18 protein-coding genes are annotated in these 21481 nt (G+C 62.0%); 11 read left to right on the top strand and 7 right to left on the bottom strand.

Going from position 1 to position 21481, the window contains the following annotated elements:
* The first annotated feature begins 46 nt into the window (after positions 1 to 46).
* A complete protein-coding gene (locus ACVOL0_RS12000; RefSeq protein ID WP_481549309.1) occupies positions 47 to 1114 on the top strand; it encodes a GGDEF domain-containing protein in 1068 nt (355 codons plus the stop codon).
* Positions 1098 to 3611, top strand: a complete 2514-nt coding sequence (locus tag ACVOL0_RS11995) for a putative peptide modification system cyclase (protein ID WP_481549308.1) — start codon at positions 1098 to 1100, stop codon at positions 3609 to 3611. The genes ACVOL0_RS12000 and ACVOL0_RS11995 overlap by 17 nt, the downstream gene beginning before the upstream one ends.
* Here the strand turns inward: ACVOL0_RS11995 and ACVOL0_RS11990 are convergent.
* Positions 3597 to 3890: an NHLP-related RiPP peptide gene (locus ACVOL0_RS11990; RefSeq protein WP_481549307.1), complete on the bottom strand. Its 294-nt coding sequence runs from the start codon at positions 3888 to 3890 to the stop codon at positions 3597 to 3599. The two genes, ACVOL0_RS11995 and ACVOL0_RS11990, sit on opposite strands and share 15 nt — an antisense overlap.
* Before the next feature lie 223 nt (positions 3891 to 4113).
* On the opposite strand from ACVOL0_RS11990, the gene ACVOL0_RS11985 reads away from it, so the two are divergent.
* On the top strand, positions 4114 to 4431 hold the full coding sequence (locus ACVOL0_RS11985; protein ID WP_481549306.1) for an NHLP-related RiPP peptide: 318 nt from the start codon (positions 4114 to 4116) through the stop codon (positions 4429 to 4431).
* Between the two features lie 156 nt (positions 4432 to 4587).
* Entirely contained in the window at positions 4588 to 5742 is a 1155-nt protein-coding gene (locus ACVOL0_RS11980; RefSeq protein WP_481549305.1) for a putative peptide maturation dehydrogenase, read from the top strand.
* Between the two features lie 182 nt (positions 5743 to 5924).
* On the opposite strand, the gene ACVOL0_RS11975 is transcribed toward ACVOL0_RS11980, so the two are convergent.
* Together ACVOL0_RS11975 and ACVOL0_RS11970 are read right to left on the bottom strand one after the other, a co-directional pair.
* Positions 5925 to 6377, bottom strand: coding sequence for an NHLP-related RiPP peptide (locus ACVOL0_RS11975; RefSeq protein ID WP_481549304.1), 453 nt, complete (start codon positions 6375 to 6377; stop codon positions 5925 to 5927).
* 175 nt (positions 6378 to 6552) lie between these two features.
* Positions 6553 to 6900 carry an NHLP-related RiPP peptide gene (locus ACVOL0_RS11970; protein WP_481549303.1) on the bottom strand — a complete coding sequence of 116 codons (348 nt, stop codon included), beginning with the start codon at positions 6898 to 6900 and terminating at the stop codon, positions 6553 to 6555.
* 347 nt (positions 6901 to 7247) lie between these two features.
* Between ACVOL0_RS11970 and ACVOL0_RS11965 the strand changes: the two genes are divergently transcribed.
* Entirely contained in the window at positions 7248 to 8417 is a 1170-nt protein-coding gene (locus ACVOL0_RS11965) for a putative peptide maturation dehydrogenase (RefSeq protein ID WP_481549302.1), read from the top strand.
* Positions 8418 to 8450: 33 nt separating this feature from the next.
* On the opposite strand, the gene ACVOL0_RS11960 is transcribed toward ACVOL0_RS11965, so the two are convergent.
* The 3 genes from ACVOL0_RS11960 to ACVOL0_RS11950 all read right to left on the bottom strand — a co-directional run bounded on the left by ACVOL0_RS11960 (position 8451) and on the right by ACVOL0_RS11950 (position 13379).
* A complete protein-coding gene (locus ACVOL0_RS11960) occupies positions 8451 to 10421 on the bottom strand; it encodes an acetyl/propionyl/methylcrotonyl-CoA carboxylase subunit alpha (protein ID WP_481549301.1) in 1971 nt (656 codons plus the stop codon).
* A gap of 19 nt (positions 10422 to 10440) precedes the next feature.
* Positions 10441 to 12051, bottom strand: coding sequence for a carboxyl transferase domain-containing protein (locus ACVOL0_RS11955; RefSeq protein WP_481549300.1), 1611 nt, complete (start codon positions 12049 to 12051; stop codon positions 10441 to 10443).
* A gap of 164 nt (positions 12052 to 12215) precedes the next feature.
* Positions 12216 to 13379, bottom strand: coding sequence for an isovaleryl-CoA dehydrogenase (locus ACVOL0_RS11950; protein WP_481549299.1), 1164 nt, complete (start codon positions 13377 to 13379; stop codon positions 12216 to 12218).
* Positions 13380 to 13523: 144 nt separating this feature from the next.
* On the opposite strand from ACVOL0_RS11950, the gene ACVOL0_RS11945 reads away from it, so the two are divergent.
* The 3 genes from ACVOL0_RS11945 to ACVOL0_RS11935 all read left to right on the top strand — a co-directional run bounded on the left by ACVOL0_RS11945 (position 13524) and on the right by ACVOL0_RS11935 (position 16638).
* Positions 13524 to 14141, top strand: coding sequence for a TetR/AcrR family transcriptional regulator (locus tag ACVOL0_RS11945; RefSeq protein WP_481549298.1), 618 nt, complete (start codon positions 13524 to 13526; stop codon positions 14139 to 14141).
* A 136-nt stretch (positions 14142 to 14277) separates the two neighbouring features.
* Positions 14278 to 14796: a c-type cytochrome gene (locus ACVOL0_RS11940; RefSeq protein ID WP_481549297.1), complete on the top strand. Its 519-nt coding sequence runs from the start codon at positions 14278 to 14280 to the stop codon at positions 14794 to 14796.
* A 108-nt stretch (positions 14797 to 14904) separates the two neighbouring features.
* Positions 14905 to 16638 (top strand): ExeM/NucH family extracellular endonuclease, encoded by a 1734-nt coding sequence (locus ACVOL0_RS11935; protein ID WP_481549296.1) that lies wholly within the window; start codon positions 14905 to 14907, stop codon positions 16636 to 16638.
* Positions 16639 to 16853: 215 nt separating this feature from the next.
* Here ACVOL0_RS11935 and ACVOL0_RS11930 read toward each other — a convergent pair whose 3' ends face one another.
* A complete protein-coding gene (locus ACVOL0_RS11930) occupies positions 16854 to 17714 on the bottom strand; it encodes an EamA family transporter (protein WP_481549295.1) in 861 nt (286 codons plus the stop codon).
* A 62-nt stretch (positions 17715 to 17776) separates the two neighbouring features.
* Here ACVOL0_RS11930 and ACVOL0_RS11925 point away from each other — a divergent pair, with 62 nt between their 5' ends.
* The 3 genes from ACVOL0_RS11925 (at position 17777) to ACVOL0_RS11915 (ending at position 21264) form a co-directional block, all read left to right on the top strand.
* Positions 17777 to 18448 (top strand): alpha/beta hydrolase, encoded by a 672-nt coding sequence (locus ACVOL0_RS11925; protein ID WP_481549294.1) that lies wholly within the window; start codon positions 17777 to 17779, stop codon positions 18446 to 18448.
* Positions 18449 to 18450: 2 nt separating this feature from the next.
* Positions 18451 to 19545: a cell division protein ZapE gene (gene zapE, locus ACVOL0_RS11920; RefSeq protein ID WP_481546128.1), complete on the top strand. Its 1095-nt coding sequence runs from the start codon at positions 18451 to 18453 to the stop codon at positions 19543 to 19545.
* Between the two features lie 216 nt (positions 19546 to 19761).
* Positions 19762 to 21264, top strand: coding sequence for a VWA domain-containing protein (locus ACVOL0_RS11915; RefSeq protein WP_481549293.1), 1503 nt, complete (start codon positions 19762 to 19764; stop codon positions 21262 to 21264).
* The last annotated feature ends 217 nt before the right edge of the window (positions 21265 to 21481 follow it).

Genomic DNA, 21481 nt, shown 5'->3' with positions numbered 1-21481 from the left:
CTCGTCTCACATGGGCGAGCAGTCCATGAGGCATGGAATGAGCGGCATGGGAACAGGGGGTTTGGCGCTGGAGTCTGAGCTTTCCGTCGCTACGTCGGCGGGAGGTGCGGTGCTGCGTGCGCAATTGTCACCGGTGGAATTTGCACTGTTTGCCCAGTACGGCGTGCGCCGCACACTGCAGGCCGACCAGGTGCTGTTCCGCCGTGGCGACCTGGGCAGCTCGATGTTCATCATTGTCAGCGGCACCATCAGCCTGGACTTCGGTGCCGGCCTGGCGCCCAAGCCCATGGGCAGCAATGACTTCTTTGGCGAGCTTGGCCTGCTGATCGAGCGCCATCCGCGTTCCTGCGATGCGCGCGCCAATTGCGACAGCGTGCTGCTGGAAATCACCCATGCCAACTTCCACCGACTGATCGATCAGGATCCGGCGATGGTGGTGTTTTTCCTGCGCCGCACCCTGTCGCGGGTGGTGTCCAGCGAACAGCGCCTGATCGCCCAGCTCAGCCGTCGCAATCATGAATTGGAGACTGCGCTGGGCAATCTTTACAGCGCCAACCATGAGCTGCACCACACCCGCGAGCTGGTCTACAGCGATGACCTGACCGGGCTCAGCAACCGCCGTGCGCTGACTGCCTATTTACAGAAGTCGCATCGCTCCGGTCATCGGCCGCAGGGACTGCTGCTTCTCGATTGCGATGACTTCAAAGGTCTGAACGACTCTTACGGTCATCTTGCCGGTGATCATGCGTTGCAGTGCTTCGGTCGCATTCTTGCCTCGGTGACTGGCAAGGACGATATCGCCTGCCGTCTGGGTGGCGATGAGTTCTGCGTACTGTTCATGAAAGCTGATGCGCAGAGCTTGCCGCGTACCGCCGAGTTCGTGCTGGAAGCCGTGCGCCATCTGATCGCCTATCCCGGCGCGGCGGTCGGTGCCTGCTCGCTGAGTGTAGGCATGGTATTGATCGATGAGGGGCACCATTGGAACGACGCCTATTCGCGCGCTGATCAAGCGCTGTATCTGGCAAAGCGCGAAGGGGGTAATCGCGCGCAGTGGTTCCTGGAGCAGTCCGGTACCCGCGGTTCGCCTGGCGTAGGTCATGACCAGCGAGACTGACGCGCTCTCGTCCGATCGCCAGCTCAAGACGCTGGTGCTGACCGATCTTTGTGATTCGGTGGCATTGACGGCACGGATTGGCGATGCGGCTGCCGCCGAGTTGTTCCGTGCCCTGGACGTGCGTGCACTACAACTGCTGCAGCGCTGGAAGGGCCGTCTGATCGATCGCTCCGACGGCATGTTCCTGCTGTTCGACGTGCCCACCCAGGGTCTGGGTTTTGCCTTGGATTACCTGGATGCGCTGGCCGAGATCGGCAAGCAGCGCAAGCTGCCGCTGCAGGCGCGGATCGGCATCCATGTGGGCGATGTGCTGTTCTGGCGCAACGATGAGGACGCGGTTGCTGCCGGCGCCAAGCCAGTGGATGTGGAAGGCGTGGCCAAGCCCACCGCGGCCCGCTTGATGGCGTTGGCGCGACCGAATCAGATCCTGCTGTCATCAGTGGCCGAAGCGCTGTTGCGTCCAAGCCAAAGTGAGCTGGGCGAGCGCGGCGCGAGCCTGCAATGGAAGTCGCACGGTCGCTGGTACTTCAAGGGCTTGCCGACACCGCAGGAAGTGTTTGAGGTAGGCGCAGCGGGCAGCGCGCCGCTGCGTATGCCGGCACGCTCCAACAAAGCGTGGCGTCGACTGCCGTTATGGCGGCGGCCGGCGGCGCTGGTTGCTGAGTTGTTGCTGGTGGTGGCTGTGGGCGCAGTCGCGTGGGTATTGGTGCGCCCCGAGCCAGCCATCGCTTTTGCCGAGCGGGATTGGGTGGTGATAGGGGACGTCAACAATCTGACCGATAATCAGCTTCTGGGGGACGGTTTGAATCGTGCGTTCCGCATCGGCTTGGAGCAATCGCGCTATGTGAACATCCTGAGCGAGCTCAAGGCGCGCGATACCTTGACCCGGATGCTGTTGCCCGAGGGTAGCGCTATTGATCGAGCGACGGCATCTGGCATTGCGGTGCGTGAGGGTGCGCGTGCAGTGCTGATACCCGTGGTGCGCGAGTCAGGTGGAAAGCTGCAGATATCGGTGGATGTGGTTGAACCCGAGTCCGGCAGGGTCGTCTATACGGTGCATTCCAGCGGCATTGGAACCTCCACGGTGCTGCAATCGATGGATGATGTCATCGGGCAACTGCGTGGTCGCTTGGGTGAGGCGCTTGCCGACGTGGAAAAGTCCTCGGCTCCGCTGCCAAAGGTAGCTACCGCCAATCTTGACGCACTGCATGCCTATGCCGCCGCGCAAGCGGCGTATGCAAGCGGCGAAGCAGAAAAATCAATTCAATATTTTGATGTGGCGACGCGCGTCGATAGTGGCTTTGCCATGGCGCGTCTTGGCAAGATGCGTGCGTTGGTCAACCTCGGCAGATACGAAGAGGCACGGCAGGAGCTTGAGGCGGCGGCGGAGTCTCGTAGTCGTTTGACGACGCGTGAGGCGCTCTATATGGATGCCTGGAGCGCTGACCTGCTTTCGGGAAGTGGTGTTGAGGCGTTCCAGGCATGGGCAGTACTGGCTGAGCTGTATCCGGATCATCAGGGTGCCAATGTCAACGCAGCGGCTGCGGCGCTTTTGTTGGGGCGCTATAACGAAGCTGCGAAGTTCGCCTCCAGGGCCGATATTCCTCAAAGCGGACAGCGGGGGGGCGTTCTGCGGTTGTTGGGCCGAATCCGTTTGGCACAGGACCAGATCGATCCGGCGTTGCTGCTGCTACGCGACCCGGATGCGCTTCCAGCTGCTGGCATGAGTCGCTATCTGGTGACTGCGATGGCGGCCAGCGGAGACAAAAATGGGGCGCACGAGATGCTGAGGTTGCTCCCACCCGGGGATCCTGGGCTCAAGTTGGATGCGGCTGCACTGGCGTTGGACCAAGGAAAGAATACAGATGCGTTGTCCGTTTCGGAAGCGGCAGCGGCTGCTTGTCCAGGATCGTCATTCATGTGTGACTTCATGCATGTTGCCGATTTGGTGACCAAGGCTGCAGCAGGCAGTTGTGCCTCAAATCGTGAAGTTGGACGAATACTTGATCGCGTCGCGGACGGCCGTGGTGATGTGGATGTCGGAGATGCTGCTGGACGGCGCTTTCTTGCTGGTGCAGCAATCTACGCGGCCCAGCGGATGGGCAGTGGTATCAATGTCACGGAGAGGCTGTCACTGCTGAAGCGGGCTGCCCGAGAGTCCAATGATTTATCAGCGCTTCGAATGATTGACCTGGTCGAAATCAATCAGCTGAGGATGTCTGGTGACGCGGCAGGGGCTGTCGCGCGGCTCCAGCCCTTGGTCAATGGCGAAGAGTTGTTCCAGGTGCACAGTTTGCTGGCTCAGGCGTATGCCGATGCAGGAGACAAGGATGGGCAACAGCGTGAAGCATCCTGGATGCAAAAACATCGCGGACGCGCTTATGCCGAGTGGATCGGATCGGCGCCACTGCAGGCCCTGAACGTCAGGGACAGTCTTGGAACGCCGTTGGCCGCAGGATGCCTGCGACCAGCGCCGGTAAAATCAGGTCTGCGGTGATTTCGGCTCTGCCGCAAACATGTAGGGTTGGTAGAACAGTCCGCGCTCGGTTAGCTCCGATGCAATAAGGAGTTTTGTCGAGGCAAGCTTTTCCGCCGATGCCAGGCGGCCAGGTACTTTGCACAGTTTTCCGGCCTCGGCAGCCTCAGCACTGACTTCAAGTAGCGCGGTTGCAGGATCCTGTTCGAACTGCCAACGAAAACCTTCGTCGTTGATCAACAAGTCCAGGAGCTTTATCGCGTCGAGGTGTGAGAGCGGACTCTTTTCATTGGAAGTCATGGAGCGACCTTGGTTGATGGTGAGATAACAAAGAAGGACGACAGCGGGTTTACATTTACAATGGATTGGTAGCGGCAGACTGGACGCCAACTTTAGGCGGAATCCGGGCAATCGAGTCAAATCAGCTTGTTGTCCATGTTCGTGCGCATATCACGCATTGTCAGTGGCTGATCCATGCGAGTTGAATGATTTGGCGATCCATCCAGGGCAAAAGGAGTTAAAAATGAGCATACATCCGGTCGTGATTGAAAAGTCCCCGCTTAGCTTGGCTGACGCGAGGAAGCTGATGGATCTGTTGACGTCAGATGAGGGGTTTCGCGATATTTTCGAGCGTTGCCCGTCGGAAGCCATGCTGCGGATAAGTCCAGAGGCTGCCGCCGCAGCAAGCCGGTGTTCAATGCCGGGAAAACTCGCCTCCATTGAATTGCTTTCGTGTACCAGAGAGCGCGTTATTGACTCTCTGACGTCAAGCAGTGTTTTTTCGGTCCCGTTCTGTTTCGTTGATACAGCGCTTGAACGAAACCTTGCAGTTGCTGCCTGACTTCGGGCGGCGGCACCATGGGCGTATCCCGATGTTGTTTGCTCTGTCGCAATAGCTGACGGAATGCCGCGTTCTCCATCAGGCTTGGAGTTGGCGAGCGGAGATGCTCCGATTGCTGAAGTTGTGCAATACGCAAGAAGCAGAAGAAGGTATTCAATGAAGTATCGTCGTTGTCACGCAGTCGCTGTTCTTCCGGAAGAGCAGACTGTGTTCTCACTGGATTCGCTGATATCCGGAGGCGATGGTATCGAGTACGAGCGCCGTATTCGTATCTATGCCGCACATCTGGATGTGATATGCACGTTGGAGCTGCCAGCATGCATGTTGCTGCTTGAGAGTAGTGCTGAGGAATGGGTGCCAATGCCGGAAGATCCGGAGGGCCACGCACTGGTGACGCAGTTGGTTGAGCTCGGGTTGTTGGTATTGGACGAAGAATCTGGCGGTCGCGCAGTCGAGTCCGACCGTCACATCCGCAACAACCATTGGTGGCCGCTATCAGCCATTCACTACCGGCACTCCAGGTGGGATGGAATAGATAGCGTCAGTGAGATGGAAAGCAATCAGATGCTTACCGCGCAGGATCTTGTGCGTAAGCTTGGCGCACCACCGCCAGAGGCGCCGTGCAGGCAACCTGGAGCCGTCGCACTACCGCGCCTGAGCGATGATGCTACGTGTATGTTGCCCGTGCAGCGGGTTACCTGCAGGAACTTCGACCGTTCGCGTGCGCTCTCTTTGAGTTCGCTCGCTGAAATGCTGCAGGGCGTACTGATGGCCCAGGCGGTGGTTGAAAGCGGGCATGAAGCTCGGTTCCTGAAAAAGAATGTTCCTTCAGGTGGGGGCTTGCATCCCTTGGAGGCTTACATCATCGCCCGCGATGTCGAAGGTCTGGCACCAGGGATCTATCACTATCATGCGGTGGCGCATGAGTTGGCGCTTGTGCCGGGGCAGCCAGATGACCTTTATGGATTTTCACAACGACTCGTGGCTGGCCAGCATTGGTTTGCAGATGCCCCGGTCATGGTGGCGCTCGTTTGCCGATTTCAGCGGAATTTCTGGAAGTACCGCAAGCACATGAAGGCCTATCGGGTGGTTGTGCTGGATGCCGGCCATGTCTCGCAGGCAATCTACACGGCAGCTACTGCGCGGGGGCTTGGTGCGTTTGTAACCGCGGCCGTCAACGAGGTCGAGATGGAAAAGGTGTTGGGCTTGGACCCAATGGACTACGGCGTATTGGCCGTCTGTGGTTTTGGCTGGCGCTCCGCCGAGATGAAAAACGTTGAGTTGGACCCTGTTGGGCAGGTGTGGAAGTGAGGGTGCCGATGGCGTAGTTGTTCATTTATTGAGTTGACGCATGTTCCCGCACTCAGATTCCAACGAAAACGTTCCGAGAGTCAATCTGCTTGAGTGAAAATGGAGATGAAACCACTGCATCCAGAAGCATGGGGTTTTCTCTCCCCGTGCTTCTGGTGCATTGCGTACTGTGGCGCAATAGATCATGCAGGGCCAATTGCGTGCCAGCTGGGATTGAGTTTTTTGTTGGAGCTGTCGGTCGCGTACGAACGCAATGAGGAGGCGACTTCGTTGGCGGAAAAACAATGGGGAACGTAGAACGACGCATGAGCCTGCAGATGAGCAAGCAATGCTTGTGACGATTTTTGGAATTCCTGTTTGCTGGCCAGTGGCGATAGAAGTGCGCAGGTGCTGCACGACGCTGCGGCCTCGTCGCTGATGGACTTCATCGCTATGGAAGGCGATGCTGCGAAAGCAGATCGAAAATCATCATCGGTACAAAGTAGATCGAGAAGCTTCAGTGCGTCCTGGGCGGACAGAGGCTTTTTCATTTCCATATCAGTTGCTCCATCAGTTATTTCTGACATACGAGATGTGTTGTCGATGGCAGCATTAGGATGATGCTGTGGCGACAACGGACGTGTTTTTTTCGCCATGTTTTTCCGTCTACCAATTGGCGCTCCAGGTAGAAGAGGCAGGGTTTCGCCATCCTTCTGTGAGCGAATTTGCCGGCCTTTACCCATGGAAAGCTATACGGAAAACTGAGATCTTCTGCGGCTTGGCGATTGCGTTGTACAGATACCATGCGTGAGGAAGAAACCTTGCGAATATTCAAGTGACGCTATGGGTTCGTTGTGAGTGGGGCTGGCTCAGGGAGCTGCTTCTGAGTTGCATCAATTCTTCGCCTTGTCCCAGGGCGAAGGAGTGTGGATTGCGAAAAGCTGGAACGGCTTCGAGCTGATCCAAAAGCGAATTCCGGACGCGCTCAAAATCACTCTTGCTGGCCAAAGTGCCAATGAATGCGCAAGCTCTGCACGAGTAGGCCGCCTCCGGGCTGATCCGTTGCATGGCCGTTGCAGGGTTGGAAGAAAACTCTTGGCGAAAGACATCGTCGGTGCAAAGCAAATCCAATAGCTTTACCGCGTCGTCGGTGGAGAGAGGGCTCTTTTCAGTGCTCATCGATCATTCCTTGAATGGAAATAATGGTACTCATGAAGCCGCTGTGGCGATTTGCTTGTCTCTGTTATAGCAGCGTTACCTCCCGGGCAATGCAGACTAAAGGTCGTCTCCGCCTGAGGCATGTGTCCTTTATATACGATTATTTCACCTGGCTATGGATCCGGGGCGTTGATAGCGTAGCGTGCCACGTGAAGGACTCAGTTGAGCGTCTCTTACGAGCATGGAAAAAGTGTCTTTTGGGCCGAAGTGCCGGAGTCCATACGTCTGCGGATGCATGGTGCCGAACAGGATCTATTCTTGTTGGTGTCTGGTAGGTTGTGAGCACTTAAAAATAGGTGCGGAACCAGATGAGGTATCGGCGATGCCATGCAGTATTTGTCTCTCCAGAGGATCAGTCGGTGGTGTCCTTGCAGGCGTTGCTCTCTGGGGAGCTCGGACTGCAGAACGTGCAGCGAATTCGCGTTTATTCCGCGCACAATGATGCCGTTTGCACCTTGGATATCGATACGTGCGCGCTGCTGCTTAGCAGCAGCGCGGAACAATGGCAGCCCATGCCCATAGAAAGTGAGATGCGTGCTCGCGCGATGGTCTTGGTGAATCATGGTTTGCTATTGCTGGAGGGCGACGTAGCCTCATCGCAAGCGCAAGCTGACCAGCAGGTTAGATCTGGAAACTGGTGGCCGCTTTCTGCGATCTACCACCGGCACTCGCGCTGGGATTCAGTCGACAGTGTTGGCGAAATGGAGCAGAGAGGAATGACGACTGCACAAGCGCTGGTTTCCCGTTTTGGTCACCCTCCGCCCGAGGCTCCTCCACGCCATGCCAATTCAATTGCGTTGCCGCGTTCAAGTGAGGGTGCGGATGATGATTCTCTTGCCCGTCGCGTGACATGCAGAAATTATGATCCGAGGAAGTCGGTTGCGTTTTCTGACATGGCGGCAATATTGCAGGACGTCTTGATGGCGCAAGCAACGATCGAGAGTGAGCCAGGTGTCAGATTTCTCAAGAAAAATGTACCTTCAGGTGGTGGCTTGCACCCGCTGGAGGCTTACATCGTTGCTCAGAACGTAGAAGGTCTGCCACCGGGCGTGTATCACTATCATTCTGTCGCGCATGAGCTGGCTCGGGTTGCAGATCAACCCGGCAGCCTTGATGAGTTCTCGCTCCAGCTGTTGGCCGGCCAGCATTGGTTCGCAGGTGCCCAGGTGATCATTGCCCTTGTCTGTCGATTCCAGCGCAGCTTCTGGAAATACAGGCGTCACACCAAGGCTTACCGAGCCGTGACCCTCGACGCTGGTCACGTGTCTCAGGCTCTGTACGTTGCCGCCACGAAACGGGGTCTAGGAGCATTCGTTACTGCCGCCATCAATGAGAAGGAGTTGGAACGATTGTTGCTCTTGGATCCAATGGTTGATGGAGCGATAGCCGTTTGTGGGTTCGGCTGGCGTTCCGAGGTCATGCGCGAGGAAGAGTTGGACCCTGCAGGCCGGATCTGGCAGCGGGTGTCTACTGGTTGATCGCCAGTCCCTTTGCGCGACGGTGGCGGGCAATCAGCCCGCCTCGAAATCCACCAGCACCGCGCCATCGGCCACCTGGTCACCGGCCTTGGCGCGGAAGCCATGCACGATGCCGTCGGCCGGCGCCTGCAGGGTGTGCTCCATCTTCATCGCTTCCATCACCAGTAGCGGCGTACCGCGGCTGACGGTGGTGCCAGGTTGCACAAGCAAGGTGACGACGCGGCCGGGCATCGGTGCCAGCAGGCTGCCGCCGTGGTCGGCGCTGTTATCGGCTTCGGCGACCGGGTCGTGGATGTTGAAGCGTTGCTGCTGTTCGTTGCCGAAGACGTACAGCATGTTGCCTTCGCGGATTGCCCGGCCGCGCTGCAGGCGTTCACCCAGCTGCAGCGCGTAGCCAGTGCTGTCGGTTTTTCCGGTCACGCTGATTGATGCGTCGCCGACCTGCACCTGCCAGCCGTTGGCGCTGTCGCGCACCTGCAGCTGCTTGCGCTGATCCAGGTGTTCCAGCGTCACCAAGCGTGCGGCGGGACCAGCAAGGCGCCAGCTGTCTGCGATTGCCCACGGTGATGTGTCGCTGCCTTGAGGTTCATCGTTGGCTACCGCAAGCACGGCGGCCAGTGCCCAGTCATCGTCACTGGCAGCAACGTGGTGGATATCCAACGCCTGACGCTCGCGCTCGATCAGCGCCGTGTCCAGATTGGCATTGCGGAACGAGTCGGTCAGCACCAGCCGGCGCAGGAAGGCGGCATTGGTGGTCACGCCGACGACCTGGCACTGCGCCAAGGCCTGCTGCATGCGCTGCAGGGCGCTGGCACGGTCCACGTCCCAGACGATCAGCTTGGCGATCATCGGGTCGTAATACGGGGTGATCGCGTCGCCTTGTTCAACACCGGCGTCCACCCGCGCATTGGCGCTGGGTTGCGGCAGGCGCAGGTGGCGCAGGGTGCCAGTGGAAGGCAGGAAGCCACGGTCGGCGTCTTCGGCGTATAGCCGTGCCTCGATGGCGTGGCCGTGGATCTGCAGTTGTTCCTGCGTCTTCGGCAGCGGCTGACCTGCGGCCACGCGTAGCTGCCACTCGACCAGATCGGTGCCGGTGATCAACTCGGTGACCGGGTGCTCGACCTGCAGACGGGTGTTCATTTCCATGAAATAGAAATCGCCATCCGGCCCAGCGATGAACTCCACCGTGCCCGCGCCGACGTAACCGACCGCACGTGCGGCATCGGTAGCCGCCTTGCCCATCGCGGCACGGCGTTCGGCGGTCATGCCGGGCGCGGGTGCTTCTTCCAGCACCTTCTGGTGGCGGCGTTGCACCGAGCAGTCGCGTTCGAACAGATAGACCACGTTGCCATGGCTGTCACCGAACACCTGGATCTCGATATGGCGCGGGCGCTCGACGTACTTCTCCACCAGCACATGTGCATTGCCGAACGAAGCCTGCGCTTCGCGCTGGCAGCTGGCTAGCGCGGCTTCAAAGTCGGCACTGGCCTCGACCTTGCGCATGCCCTTGCCACCACCACCGGCGCTGGCCTTGATCAGCACCGGATAGCCAATAGCATCGGCCTGCGCGCGCAGGAACTCCGGCTCCTGCCGTTCACCGTGATAGCCCGGCGTAAGCGGCACGTTGGCAGTCTGCATCAACGCCTTGGCCGAGCTCTTGTCGCCCATCGCATCGATGGCGCTGGCCGGCGGCCCGATGAAAACGATGCCAGCAGCATCACAGGCGCGCGCGAAGCCCGCGTTCTCGGAGAGAAAGCCGTAACCCGGATGAATCGCCTGCGCACCGCTGCGCCGCGCAGCATCGAGAATGACCTCGGCGCGCAGATAACTCTCGGCAGCCGGCGCGGCACCGATATGGACGGCCTCGTCAGCCAGACGCACATGCCGCGCATTGCGATCGGCATCCGAGTACACCGCCACGGTGGCGATGCCCAGACGACGGCAGGTAGCAATGACGCGGCATGCGATTTCGCCGCGATTGGCGATCAGGATCTTGTTGAACATGGACGGTCTCCGTTCGCCGTTACATGCGGAACACGCCGAAGCGCGTTTCCTGCGGGGCTGCGTTGAGGCTGGCGCTCAGCGCCAGGCCAAGGATGCGGCGCGTATCCGCCGGATCAATCACCCCGTCATCCCACAAGCGCGCACTGGCGTAGTACGGATGCCCCTGCTGCTCGAATTGGTCACGGATCGGCTGCTTGAACGTGTCTTCTTCCTCGGCCGACCACGCACCACCCTTGGCCTCGATGCCGTCGCGCTTGACTGTGGCCAACACACTGGCCGCCTGCTCACCGCCCATCACCCCGATGCGTGCATTGGGCCACATCCACAGGAAGTTGGGCGAATAGGCGCGGCCACACATGCCGTAGTTGCCGGCACCGAACGAACCGCCGATCACCACCGTGTACTTCGGCACGCGCGCATTGGCCACCGCCATGACGAGCTTCGCACCGTCCTTGGCGATACCGCCATGCTCGTACTTGCGTCCGACCATGAAGCCGGTGATGTTCTGCAGGAACAACAGCGGGATATTGCGCTGGCAGCACAGCTCGATGAAGTGCGCGCCCTTCAGCGCGGACTCCGAGAACAGGATGCCGTTGTTGGCGATGATGCCGACCGGGTGGCCGTGCACATGCGCGAAACCGGTGACCAGCGTGTTGCCATAGCGTGGCTTGAACTCATCGAAACGCGAGCCGTCGACGATGCGAGCGATCACCTCGCGCACGTCATAGGGCTTACGGGTGTCGCTGGGAATCACGCCGTACAGTTCCCGCGCGTCGAACAGCGGTGCCTCGCTGGCCTGCAGCGCAACGCCTGCGTCCGGCTTGCGCCAGTTCAAGTTGGCGATGATCGAACGCACCCGTGCCAGCGCCTGCAGATCGTTGTCGGCCATATGGTCGGCAACACCGGAGATGCGCGTATGCACGTCGGCACCGCCGAGTTCTTCGGCGCTGACCACTTCGCCGGTGGCGGCCTTCACCAGCGGCGGGCCGCCGAGGAAGATGGTGCCCTGTTCCTTGACGATGACGGTCTCATCGCTCATCGCCGGCACATAGGCACCGCCCGCCGTGCAGCTGCCCATCACGCAGGCGATCTGTGGAATGCCCTGCGCCGACAGGTTGGCCTGGTTGTAGAAAATGCGGCCGAAATGATCGCGGTCGGGGAAGACTTCATCCTGCAAGGGCAGGAAGGCGCCACCGGAGTCGACCAGGTAGATGCAGGGCAGGCGGTTCTGCTGGGCGATTTCCTGCGCACGCAGATGCTTCTTCACCGTCACCGGGTAGTAGGTACCGCCCTTGACCGTGGCATCGTTGGCAACGATCAGGCATTCCACCCCGGATACGCGGCCGATGCCGGCGACCATGCCAGCGCCGGGCACCGGATCGGCATACATGCCGTGCGCGGCCAGCGGCGCCACTTCCAGAAACGGGCTGCCGGGATCGAGCAGGGCATCGATGCGTTCGCGCACCAGCAGCTTGCCGCGCGCACTGTGTTTGGCACGGGCCGCGTCGCTGCCGCCGCGTGCGGTGGCTGCGAGCGTTGCGCGCAGATCGTCGACCTGGGCCTGCATCGCGGCGCGGTTGGCTTCGAAGCTGTCACTGCCGGGTTGCAGCTGGGAGGTGAGTACGGTCATGGCCGAGGTCCTGGATTTTTATCTTCCTTCTCCCTTCGGGAGAAGGTGCCCCGAAGGGGCGGATGAGGGTAGGCATGTAGCCTGCAACTATCTGTTCCCGCAGTGGCTTTGCTGCCGCCCCTCACCCCAACCCCTCTCCCGGAGGGAGAGGGGCAAAAGCGGTTTCACGCGGTCTTCTGGAACAATTCCCGCCCAATCAACATTCGGCGGATCTCGGAAGTACCCGCACCAATCTCATACAACTTGGCATCACGCCACAAGCGCCCGGCCGGGTACTCGTTGATATAACCGTTACCGCCGAGGATCTGGATCGCTTCACCTGCTGCCCAGGTTGCCTTCTCAGCCGAATACAGGATCGCGCCGGCCGCGTCCTGGCGGGTGGTGCGGCCCTGGTCGCAGGCCTTGGCCACCGCATACACGTAGGCGCGGCAGGCATTGAGGCCGACGTACATGTCGGCCAGCTTGGCCTGGATCAGCTGGAAGCTGCCGATCGCTTCGCCAAACTGTTTGCGTTCATGCACATAGGGCAACACCACATCCAGCGCCGCGGACATCAAGCCCAGCGGGCCGCCCGACAACACCACGCGCTCGTAGTCCAGGCCGGACATCAACACCTTGACCCCGCCGCCCACGCTGCCCAGCACGTTCTCGACCGGCACTTCGCAGTCCTGGAACACCAGCTCGCAGGTGTTGGACGAACGCATGCCCAGCTTGTCCAGCTTCTGCGCGGTGGAGAAGCCCTTCATGCCCTTCTCGATGATGAAGGCGGTGATGCCGCGCGAACCCGCTTCCGGGTCGGTCTTGGCATAGACGACCAGCACATCAGCATCGGGACCATTAGTGATCCACATCTTGTTGCCGTTGAGCACGTAGTGGTCACCGCGCAGCTCGGCGCGCAGCTTCATCGACACCACGTCCGAACCGGCACCCGGCTCGCTCATCGCCAGCGCGCCGACGTGTTCGCCGCTGCACAGCTTGGGGAGGTACTTATGCTTCTGTGCTTCGCTGGCGTTCTTGCGCAGCTGGTTGAGGCACAGGTTGGAATGCGCACCATAGGACAGGCCGATGCCGCCGGAGGCACGTGAGATTTCCTCCATCGCCACCACATGCGCCAGGTAACCCATGCCGCTGCCGCCGTATTCTTCTTCCACGGTCATGCCCAGCAGGCCTTGTTCGCCAAGCTGGCGCCAGAGCTGATTCGGGAAGTGGTTGCTGGCGTCGGCTTCGGCGGCCAGTGGCGCGATGTGTGCGGCGGCAAACTGCGCCACGCTTTCGCGCAGCATGTCGATTTCTTCGCCCAGATCAAAATTCAGGGTGGGGACGTGCATGGCTGGCTCCGGTACTGCGTGGCGATAAGGGGCGCACCGGGTTGGGAGGACGGGGAGGCCGTCGGCACGGGCGTTTGCGCGCAGCCTAGCGGCTCCCGGGTAAAAAGTGAATACAAATTCAAAAATTGAACATAGAATCAACAAATGGCTTACAAGCGTTCGGAATTGATGGAAAAACGGCTGGCGGGCAACCGCGAGCGGATTCTGGTGGCGGCCCGTCGGCTGGTTGCCGCCGGCGGCTATCGCAATGCCCCGATCACCGCCGTGGCGGCCGAAGCGGGGGTGTCGACCGGGCTGATCTACCGGCACTTTCCGTCCAAGGCCGAACTGTTCGTGGAAGTGCTGACCTTCGCCGTCGAGCATGAGCTGGAGATCCTCGCCGCCATTGCCGATCAGCCCTTGCCGGCAGCGCAGCGGCTGCAGCTGGCGGTGGCCTCGTTCGTGCGCCGCGCCATGGCCGGGCCTGGTTTGGCCTATGCCTTCATCGCCGAGCCGGTCGACCCGGAAGTGGAAGCCGAGCGCATCCGCTGCCGGCGTCTGTTCGGTGATGTGTTCAAGCGCATCCTCGAAGACGGCGTGCGCGCAGGGGAACTGCCGGCGCAGGATCTGGAGATCAGCGCAGCCTGCATCGTCGGTGCCTTCACCGAAGCCCTGGTCGGGCCGACAGCACCCAGCCGCGACGGCCTGCGCGATGGCGAGCATCTGGTCAACGCGATCAGTGCGCTGTGCCTGCGCGCGGCGGGTGCATCGCTGCCGCATTGAGTGCTGTAACCATCGCGGGATGCTGCAATGCCGCACTTGTTCGCGTGTTCATGGGCATTGCGGGAGCGGGCAGACGCTGGTCTATACTCGCCCAGCAGCTGCTGGTCCACCGACAACTCGCCCGGGGTGATGAGACGTGCGGAATTACGACCTTGAGTTCCTGAAACGCTTTTCCATCGTGATCGCCATCCTGGCCGTCATCACGATTGGCTTGATCATCTTCGCGTCCTACCTGCAGCACGTCATTCCAAAAGAAGTGTCGCCGACCGCGACCAAACGCATCGAGGAACGCATTGCGCCCATCGGTGCGGTGTATGCCGGCGCCACCGGTGCGTCGGCGCAGGCCGCCGCTTCCGCTGCGGCCGCCGCCGCTGCAGCCGCCAGTGGGGCCTACGGTGGCACCCTGGACGGCAAGACCATCTTCGACAGCCTGTGCACGGCCTGCCATACCACTGGCGTGGGCAAGGCGCCGACCCTGGACCACAGTCACTGGGACAAGCGCCTGGCGCAGGGCAAGGACACCCTCTACAAGCACGCCATCGAGGGCTATACCGGCCCGGACGGCGGCATCATGCCGCCCAAGGGTGGCAATGCCGGGCTCAGCGAAGAGCAGATCCACGCCACCGTGGACTGGATGCTGGCCAATCTGAAATAGAAAGCCGCCAGACTCACGCAGCTGGCAATAGACCCGATTGCTGCAGAATAGCCAGCGCCGCCCCACCAGGGCGGCGCTTTGTGTTTTCGTCTTCCCCGGAGTGCGTCCATGCGTTGTTCCCCTAGCTTGCTTGCCCTGGCCTTGGCTGCCGCCTGTTCCGGCGCGGCGCTGGCTGCCCCCTCCAAGCCTGTCGTACTGCCGATCGGCAGCGTGCAGGGCACGACCGATCACAGCCCGTATGCGGGCAAGACCGTCACCATCGAGGGCGCGGTGACCGCTGATATGCGCGATGGCCTGGGCGGCATCTTCGTGCAGGACGCTGGTGATGGCGATGCCACTACCTCTGATGCCTTGTTCGTGCGCCTGCCCAAGGAGCAGGCCGTGCAGGTCGGCCAGTGGCTGCGCATTACCGGCACCGTCGAAGAGCAGGCCGCTGGCAAGAGCGAGCAGGGCCTGACCACGCTGCAGGCGCAGACCATCAGCCCGGCGGCAGCGCGACCGCTGCCGGCAGCGCTGGTGTTGACCGATGTCCCCGCCAACTGGGAGGCATTGGAGGGCATGCAGGTGCGCATTCCGACCGGCCTGACCGTGGCTGGCCAGGACCAGCTCTCACGCTATGGCGAACTGACCGCTGCCTTCGGCGGCCGCCTGTGGCAGCCCAGCGAAGTGGCCGCTGCCGGCAGCCCCGAACAGGCGGCGGTGATAGCCGACAACAACCGCCGTCGCCTGCGTCTGGACGATGCCAGCGGCAAGCGCGATCCGGGTGCGGTCTCCTATCTGTTGCCCGACCAGCTGCTGCGCAGCGGCGCACAGCTGCGTGACGTGCAAGGCATCGTCGACCAGCGTTTCGATGGCGGCTATCGGCTGCAGCTGACCGCTCCGGTCGTGGTGGACGCCGAGCGTCCGCAGCAGCCACCCACGGTGGCTGGCGGCCTGCGCATCGCAGCGTTCAATCTGGAGAACTACTTCAATGGCGACGGCAAGGGCGGCGGCTATCCGACCCTGCGTGGCGCCAAGACCGCCGAGCAGCAGGCCGCACAGCAGGCCAAGCTGATCACCACCATCGGCAGCCTCAATGCCGACGTTGCCGCGCTGATGGAGCTGGAGAACGATGGCTACGGCCCGGGCTCGGCGATCGATCAGCTGGTGCGCGCGCTCAATGCCGCGCAGGGCAAGGATGGCGACTGGCGCTTCGTCGATGCCGGCAAGGGCCCGGGCGACAACCCGATCCGCGTAGGCATCATCTACCGCGCTTCAAAGGTGAGCCCGGTCGGCAAGCCGGCGGTGCTGGAGCGCGAGCCGTTTGGCGAACGCAGCCGCGTGCCGCTGGCGCAGGCCTTCCGCATGGGCCGCAAGGGCAGCCCGTTCGTGGTGGTGGCCAACCACTTCAAGTCCAAGGGCTGCTCGGAAGCCAGCGGTACCGATGCTGATCAGAACGATGGCCAGGGCTGCTGGAACGCCACCCGCGTGGAATCAGCCAAGCTGCTGCACAGCTGGTTGCAGGGCGATCCCACCGGCACCGGTAGCCGTGACGCGGTGCTGCTGGGCGATTTCAACGCCTATGCGATGGAAGACCCGATCCGCACCTTGAATGCCGATGGTTGGCAGGACGCGTTCAAGGTGGCTGGCGTGCAGCAGCCCTACAGCTACGTCTACAACGGCATGACCGGTCGCCTGGATCACGCCTTGCTGAGCCCGGGCATGGCCGCGCGGCTGAAGGGCGCGGCCGAGTGGCATATCAATGCTGATGAGGCGGACGAGGTGGGTTACCAGGGCCGCAACGTGCCGGGGCCGTGGCGCAGCTCGGACCATGATCCGTTGTTGCTGGGATTTGAGCCGTAAGGCTGAGAGCTAGAAGCTAGAAGCTAGAAGCTTAAGAGCACCCCTCCCCAACCCTCCCCTCCGCTACGCGAAAGGGAGGGGGCGGATTGTCTCCCTCCCTTTGCCGCAGGCAAGGGGAGGGTCGGGGAGGGGTGCTGTTCTCCCTCCCTTTCGCGCAGCGGAGGGGAGGGTTGGGGAGGGGTGCCTTTGCTGTTGCTCCAAACCAGCAGAGAACCTCAAAACGTCCCGCGCGCAATCAAGGCTATCGCCACCACCGCCAGCGTCAGGCCAAGCCGGTTCCACACGCTGGTCTTCTCGCCAAACACCAGCACGCCGACCAGCGCACCCAGACACACCACACCAATATTCATGCCGGCAAAAATCGTCGCCGGGCTATGCGGCAACGCCTGGTGTGCACGCACGTAAAACAGGATATTGCCGAAGTTGAGCAGACCGAGCAGCAGGCCAAACCCCAGATTGGTGATGGTCAGCCGGCTGCTTCTATTGAAATGCCGCTGCAACTGCCAGCCCAGCATCAATACGAAGGCGATGCCAAAACTCACCAGCAGGGCCGCGGTGGACGGCGTCCCGGCCGCAGCCACCTGCTTGAGCAGGATGTCGATAAAGGCAAAGCCAGCCCACACACCCAGCAACCAAGCCCAGCTGGAGCGCGAGCGCTCTTTGCTATCGCCATCGCGCGCGGTCACCCCGACAATCGCCAGCAAGCCCAATCCCAGACCGGCCAGCTTCCAGCCATTGGCCTGTTCGCCAAACAGCAGGAAGGCGGCGGCCAGTGACAGCAGCAAGGACAGGCGCTGGGCCACGTCGCTGCGCACGATGCCGGCTTCGCGCACCGCGCGGGCCAGCACCAGGAAGATGCCAGGCAAGGCCACGGCAAGGCCAAGCAGCGCCAGCCACGGCGTATGCCCGCTCTGCAGTGACTGCAGCGATGGCTTGAGCAACAACAGCGACAGCACGCTGGCGGCGAGGTAGTTCCAGGTCACCGCCTGGGCGATATCAACGCCGCGGCGTGGCGCCAGTTTCAGCAGCACCGAGACCAGAACACTGCAGATCACACTCAGGACAAGGAAATGCATGGATTTGGGCAGTTGTGAAGGGCAGGCGTGAAGCCGCCGGACGGGGCCGCTATTATGGCCGCATGCAAACTCTCCCATTTCCCCACGAATCGGCGACGCTGATGCTGGACGGCCCGGCCGGTCCGCTGGAAGTCGGTGTCGACCTGCCTGATGGCGAGACCGCCGCGCGTCCGATCATTGCCGTCATCTGCCACCCGCTGTCCATCGAGGGCGGCAGCATGCACAACAAAGTGGTGACCATGGTCTCGCGCGCGCTGCGCGATCTGGGCATCACCACCGTGCGTTTCAACTTCCGCAGCGTCGGTGCCTCGGTTGGCACCTACGACAATGGTGAAGGCGAAGCCGACGATCTGCGCGCGGTGGTCAACTGGGTGCGCAGCGAACGCCCGGATGCCGCATTGTGGCTGGCCGGTTTCAGCTTCGGCGCCTATGTGTCGCTGCGCGCCGCCGCACAGCTGCAGCCGCAGGCCTTGATCTCGATCGCACCGCCGGTTGGCCGCCGCTCCTGGGATTTCTCCGAAGTGCAGCCGCCGGCCAACTGGCTGGTAGTGCAGGGCGACGCCGACGAAGTGGTGGATGCACAGGGCGTGTACCAGTGGCTGGAATCACTGCCGAATCCACCGCAGCTGGTGCGCATGCCGGATACCTCGCATTTCTTCCACCGCAAGTTGATCGACCTGCGTGGCGCGATCCAGCACGAAGTGCGGCGCTGGCTGCCCGACGGCAGCAACTGAGCATGGATGCAATGACGCCCTCACAACGCTACGCCGCCGGTGTGGCCCGCGGCGATTGGCGCGACGATGTCGCCCAGCACGCGGCGCTGGCTGAGCTGGACCGTATCCATCTGGCCATTGTCGACAGCGCCCAGGATGGCTGGCTGGATCGGCTGTCGGCGTTCTGGAAGAAGCCCGAGCCGGTCAAGGGCCTGTATTTCTGGGGCGGCGTTGGCCGTGGCAAGACCTTCCTGGTCGACCTGTTCTACGACGGCCTGCCGATCGAGCAGAAGTACCGCACCCACTTCCACCGCTTCATGCGCGGCATCCATGAGCAGCTGCACCTGCATCAAGGGCAGAGCGATCCATTGGCCAAGATCGCCCAGCAGTGGCGCGACAAGCTGCGCGTGCTGGTGCTGGATGAATTCTTCGTCACCGATATCGGCGATGCGATGTTGCTGGGACGCCTGTTGGAGCGGTTGTTCGCCGAGGGCGTGACCCTGGTGACCACCTCCAATACGGCGGTGGAGAACCTCTATCTCAATGGCCTGCAGCGTGACAGCTTCCTGCCGGCGATTGCCTTGCTGGAGAAGTACTGCGTCGAGCTGTATGCCGAAGGCACCGAAGACTACCGCATGCGCGCGCTGACCCGCTCGCCGGTATACCGTGCGCCGTTGGATGCGGAAAGCGATGCCTGGTTGGCCGGGCGCTGGAAGGAGCTGAGCGGTGCCGAAGAAGCACGCGGCGGCAACATCCAGATCGAAGGCCGCAAGATCCCGGTGCGTGGCCGCGGCAAGAGCATTGCCTGGTTTGATTTTGCTGCCCTGTGCGAAGGCCCGCGTGGGCCGTCGGACTACATCGAGATCGCACGCGAGTTCACCACCGTGCTGCTCGGTGGCATACCGCACTTCGATCGCCTCAACGAAGATGCCGCGCGCCGCTTCGTCAACCTGATCGATGAGCTGTACGACCGCCAGGTCAACCTGGTCTGCACCGCCCAGGACGCACCGCCGCTGCTGTACAGCGGCACCCGCCTGGCCGGCGCCTTCGAGCGCACCGCCAGCCGCCTGATCGAGATGCAGAGCGCCGAATACCTGGGCACCGCGCACAGGAATTGAGTCGCCCCTGTAGTGCCGAGCCATGCTCGGCAGGGGCGTTCCCAACAATGCCAATGCAGTGCCGAGCCATGCTCGGCAAGGGGCATTACCGGTAGAGCCTCTGCCGAGCATGGCTCGGCGTTACATGGGTGTTTGCTCGCCTTAACCCCACTCCCCGCTCCCAGCCGTTCCCATTCCCGTACGCCGCATCACGCGGCACGCATGGGAGCAGGGATCATGGGTAGCGCAAAGGGTTCAAACCGGCCGGCGGTTCGCAACATGGCGTTGGCCGCTGCGGTGACATTGCTGGTCGGCTTGCCAGTAGCAGCGGCGGTCCGTCATACCCCGTTTCCGCTGACGGACAATACGGGCGACCTCAAGGCGCCGACGACACAGCGCACCCGCCAGACCCAGCCCAACTTCCGGGCCCCCAACGCCACGGTCTGCAGCGACACGCCGGTGCTGCGCGAAGTTGCCGATCCCAGCCCGCGCCCGCAGCAGCACACTATCGCTGCGGATGAGGTTCGTCTGCGCAGAGGTGACAGCTACAGGGCATCCACCAAGATGATGGCGCCACCGTCCCCGGCAGCACCGCCGGCGCCACCGCCGTTGGCTGTCCGCGCCGAGGCTGCTGCCGATGCCAGTTATGCGGCAGCGGAGATGCCGATGGCTTCGATCACCACCACTGGCAATGTGCGCCAGCAACAGGCGCCGGTCACTGCAGGTGTGGTCGATGACAACGCCGACTTCGCCGCGTTCCAGCAGTTCCTGCAGCGCCATGAAGAAGCCAATGATCTTGGCCGCGATGTCAGCGTACGCCAGCGCCTGCAGGTGGTTGATGCGCAAGGCCGACCGGTACCGGATGCGGAAGTGGCCGTTACCGCCCGCAACGGCGCGCGGATGTGGGCGCGCACCGATGCCGGTGGCCAAGTGTGGGTGCATCCCAATGCCTTTGATGACCGCGATTCGACCAGCTACCAGGTGCAGGTGCGGCGCGCCGGCAAGACCGTGACCTCGGCCCTGCAGCGTGGGCAGAAGAATGCCGTGCAGGTGGTGGTCGCCGATGCGCCGCTGCCGGCGCGGGCCAAGCTCGACCTGGTGTTCATGGTCGACGCCACCGGCTCGATGGCCGATGAGATCGACAAGCTGCGTGACTCACTGCAGGGCATCGTCCGTGATATCGCCCAATTGCCGTCCAACCCGGACATCTGCCTGGGGCTGGTGACCTACCGTGACCGCGGCGATGAGTACTTCGTGCGTGGCTGGGACCTGAGCAACAACGTTGCCGGCTTCCAGAAAGTGCTTGATGGCGTGCGCGCCAACGGCGGCGGTGATTACCCGGAAGCAATGAACGAGGCCTTCGATCACGCCGTGCAGGCGATGAACTGGCGCGGGGCGTCGACCACCCGCCTGCTGGTGTCACTGGCCGATGCGCCGCCGCATATGGATTACCCGCAGCCGCGCTACGAACAGACCATGCTGGCGGCGCTGGGCAAGGGCATCAAGGTGTTGAGCGTGGCGGCATCCGGCCAGGACACCACCGGTGAGATCGCGCAACGGCAGATCGCGCAGTACACCGGCGGGCGCTTCATCTTTCTTACCTACAAGGATGCAAGTGATCCTTCCAGCGGTCCGGGTAGCGAGACCGTGCATGAGGTGGAGAACTATTCGGTCGACACCCTGGACAAGCTGGTGGTGAAGCTGGTGCGCGAGGAATTGGCGCAGTTGCCGAAGGGCTGATGCTTTTGCCCCCTCCCTTGCGCGCAGCGCAGGGGAGGATTGGGGAGGGGTAGGCTTTTGCGGCCTTTCAAGCATTGCCAGCTTCGCGGCATACGCCGCTCGCACAACGCCATGCCCTGTAGTGGGGGGGGGGGGGGGGGCGGGGGGCGGGGAGGGGGGGCCCCCGGGCCGCCCCGGCCGCGCGGCGCCCACAATCACGGAGCGAGGACGCCGAGAG

This window comes from Stenotrophomonas sp. STEN021, from assembly GCF_056760175.1.
This window is presented reverse-complemented; position numbering and strand designations above follow the sequence as displayed.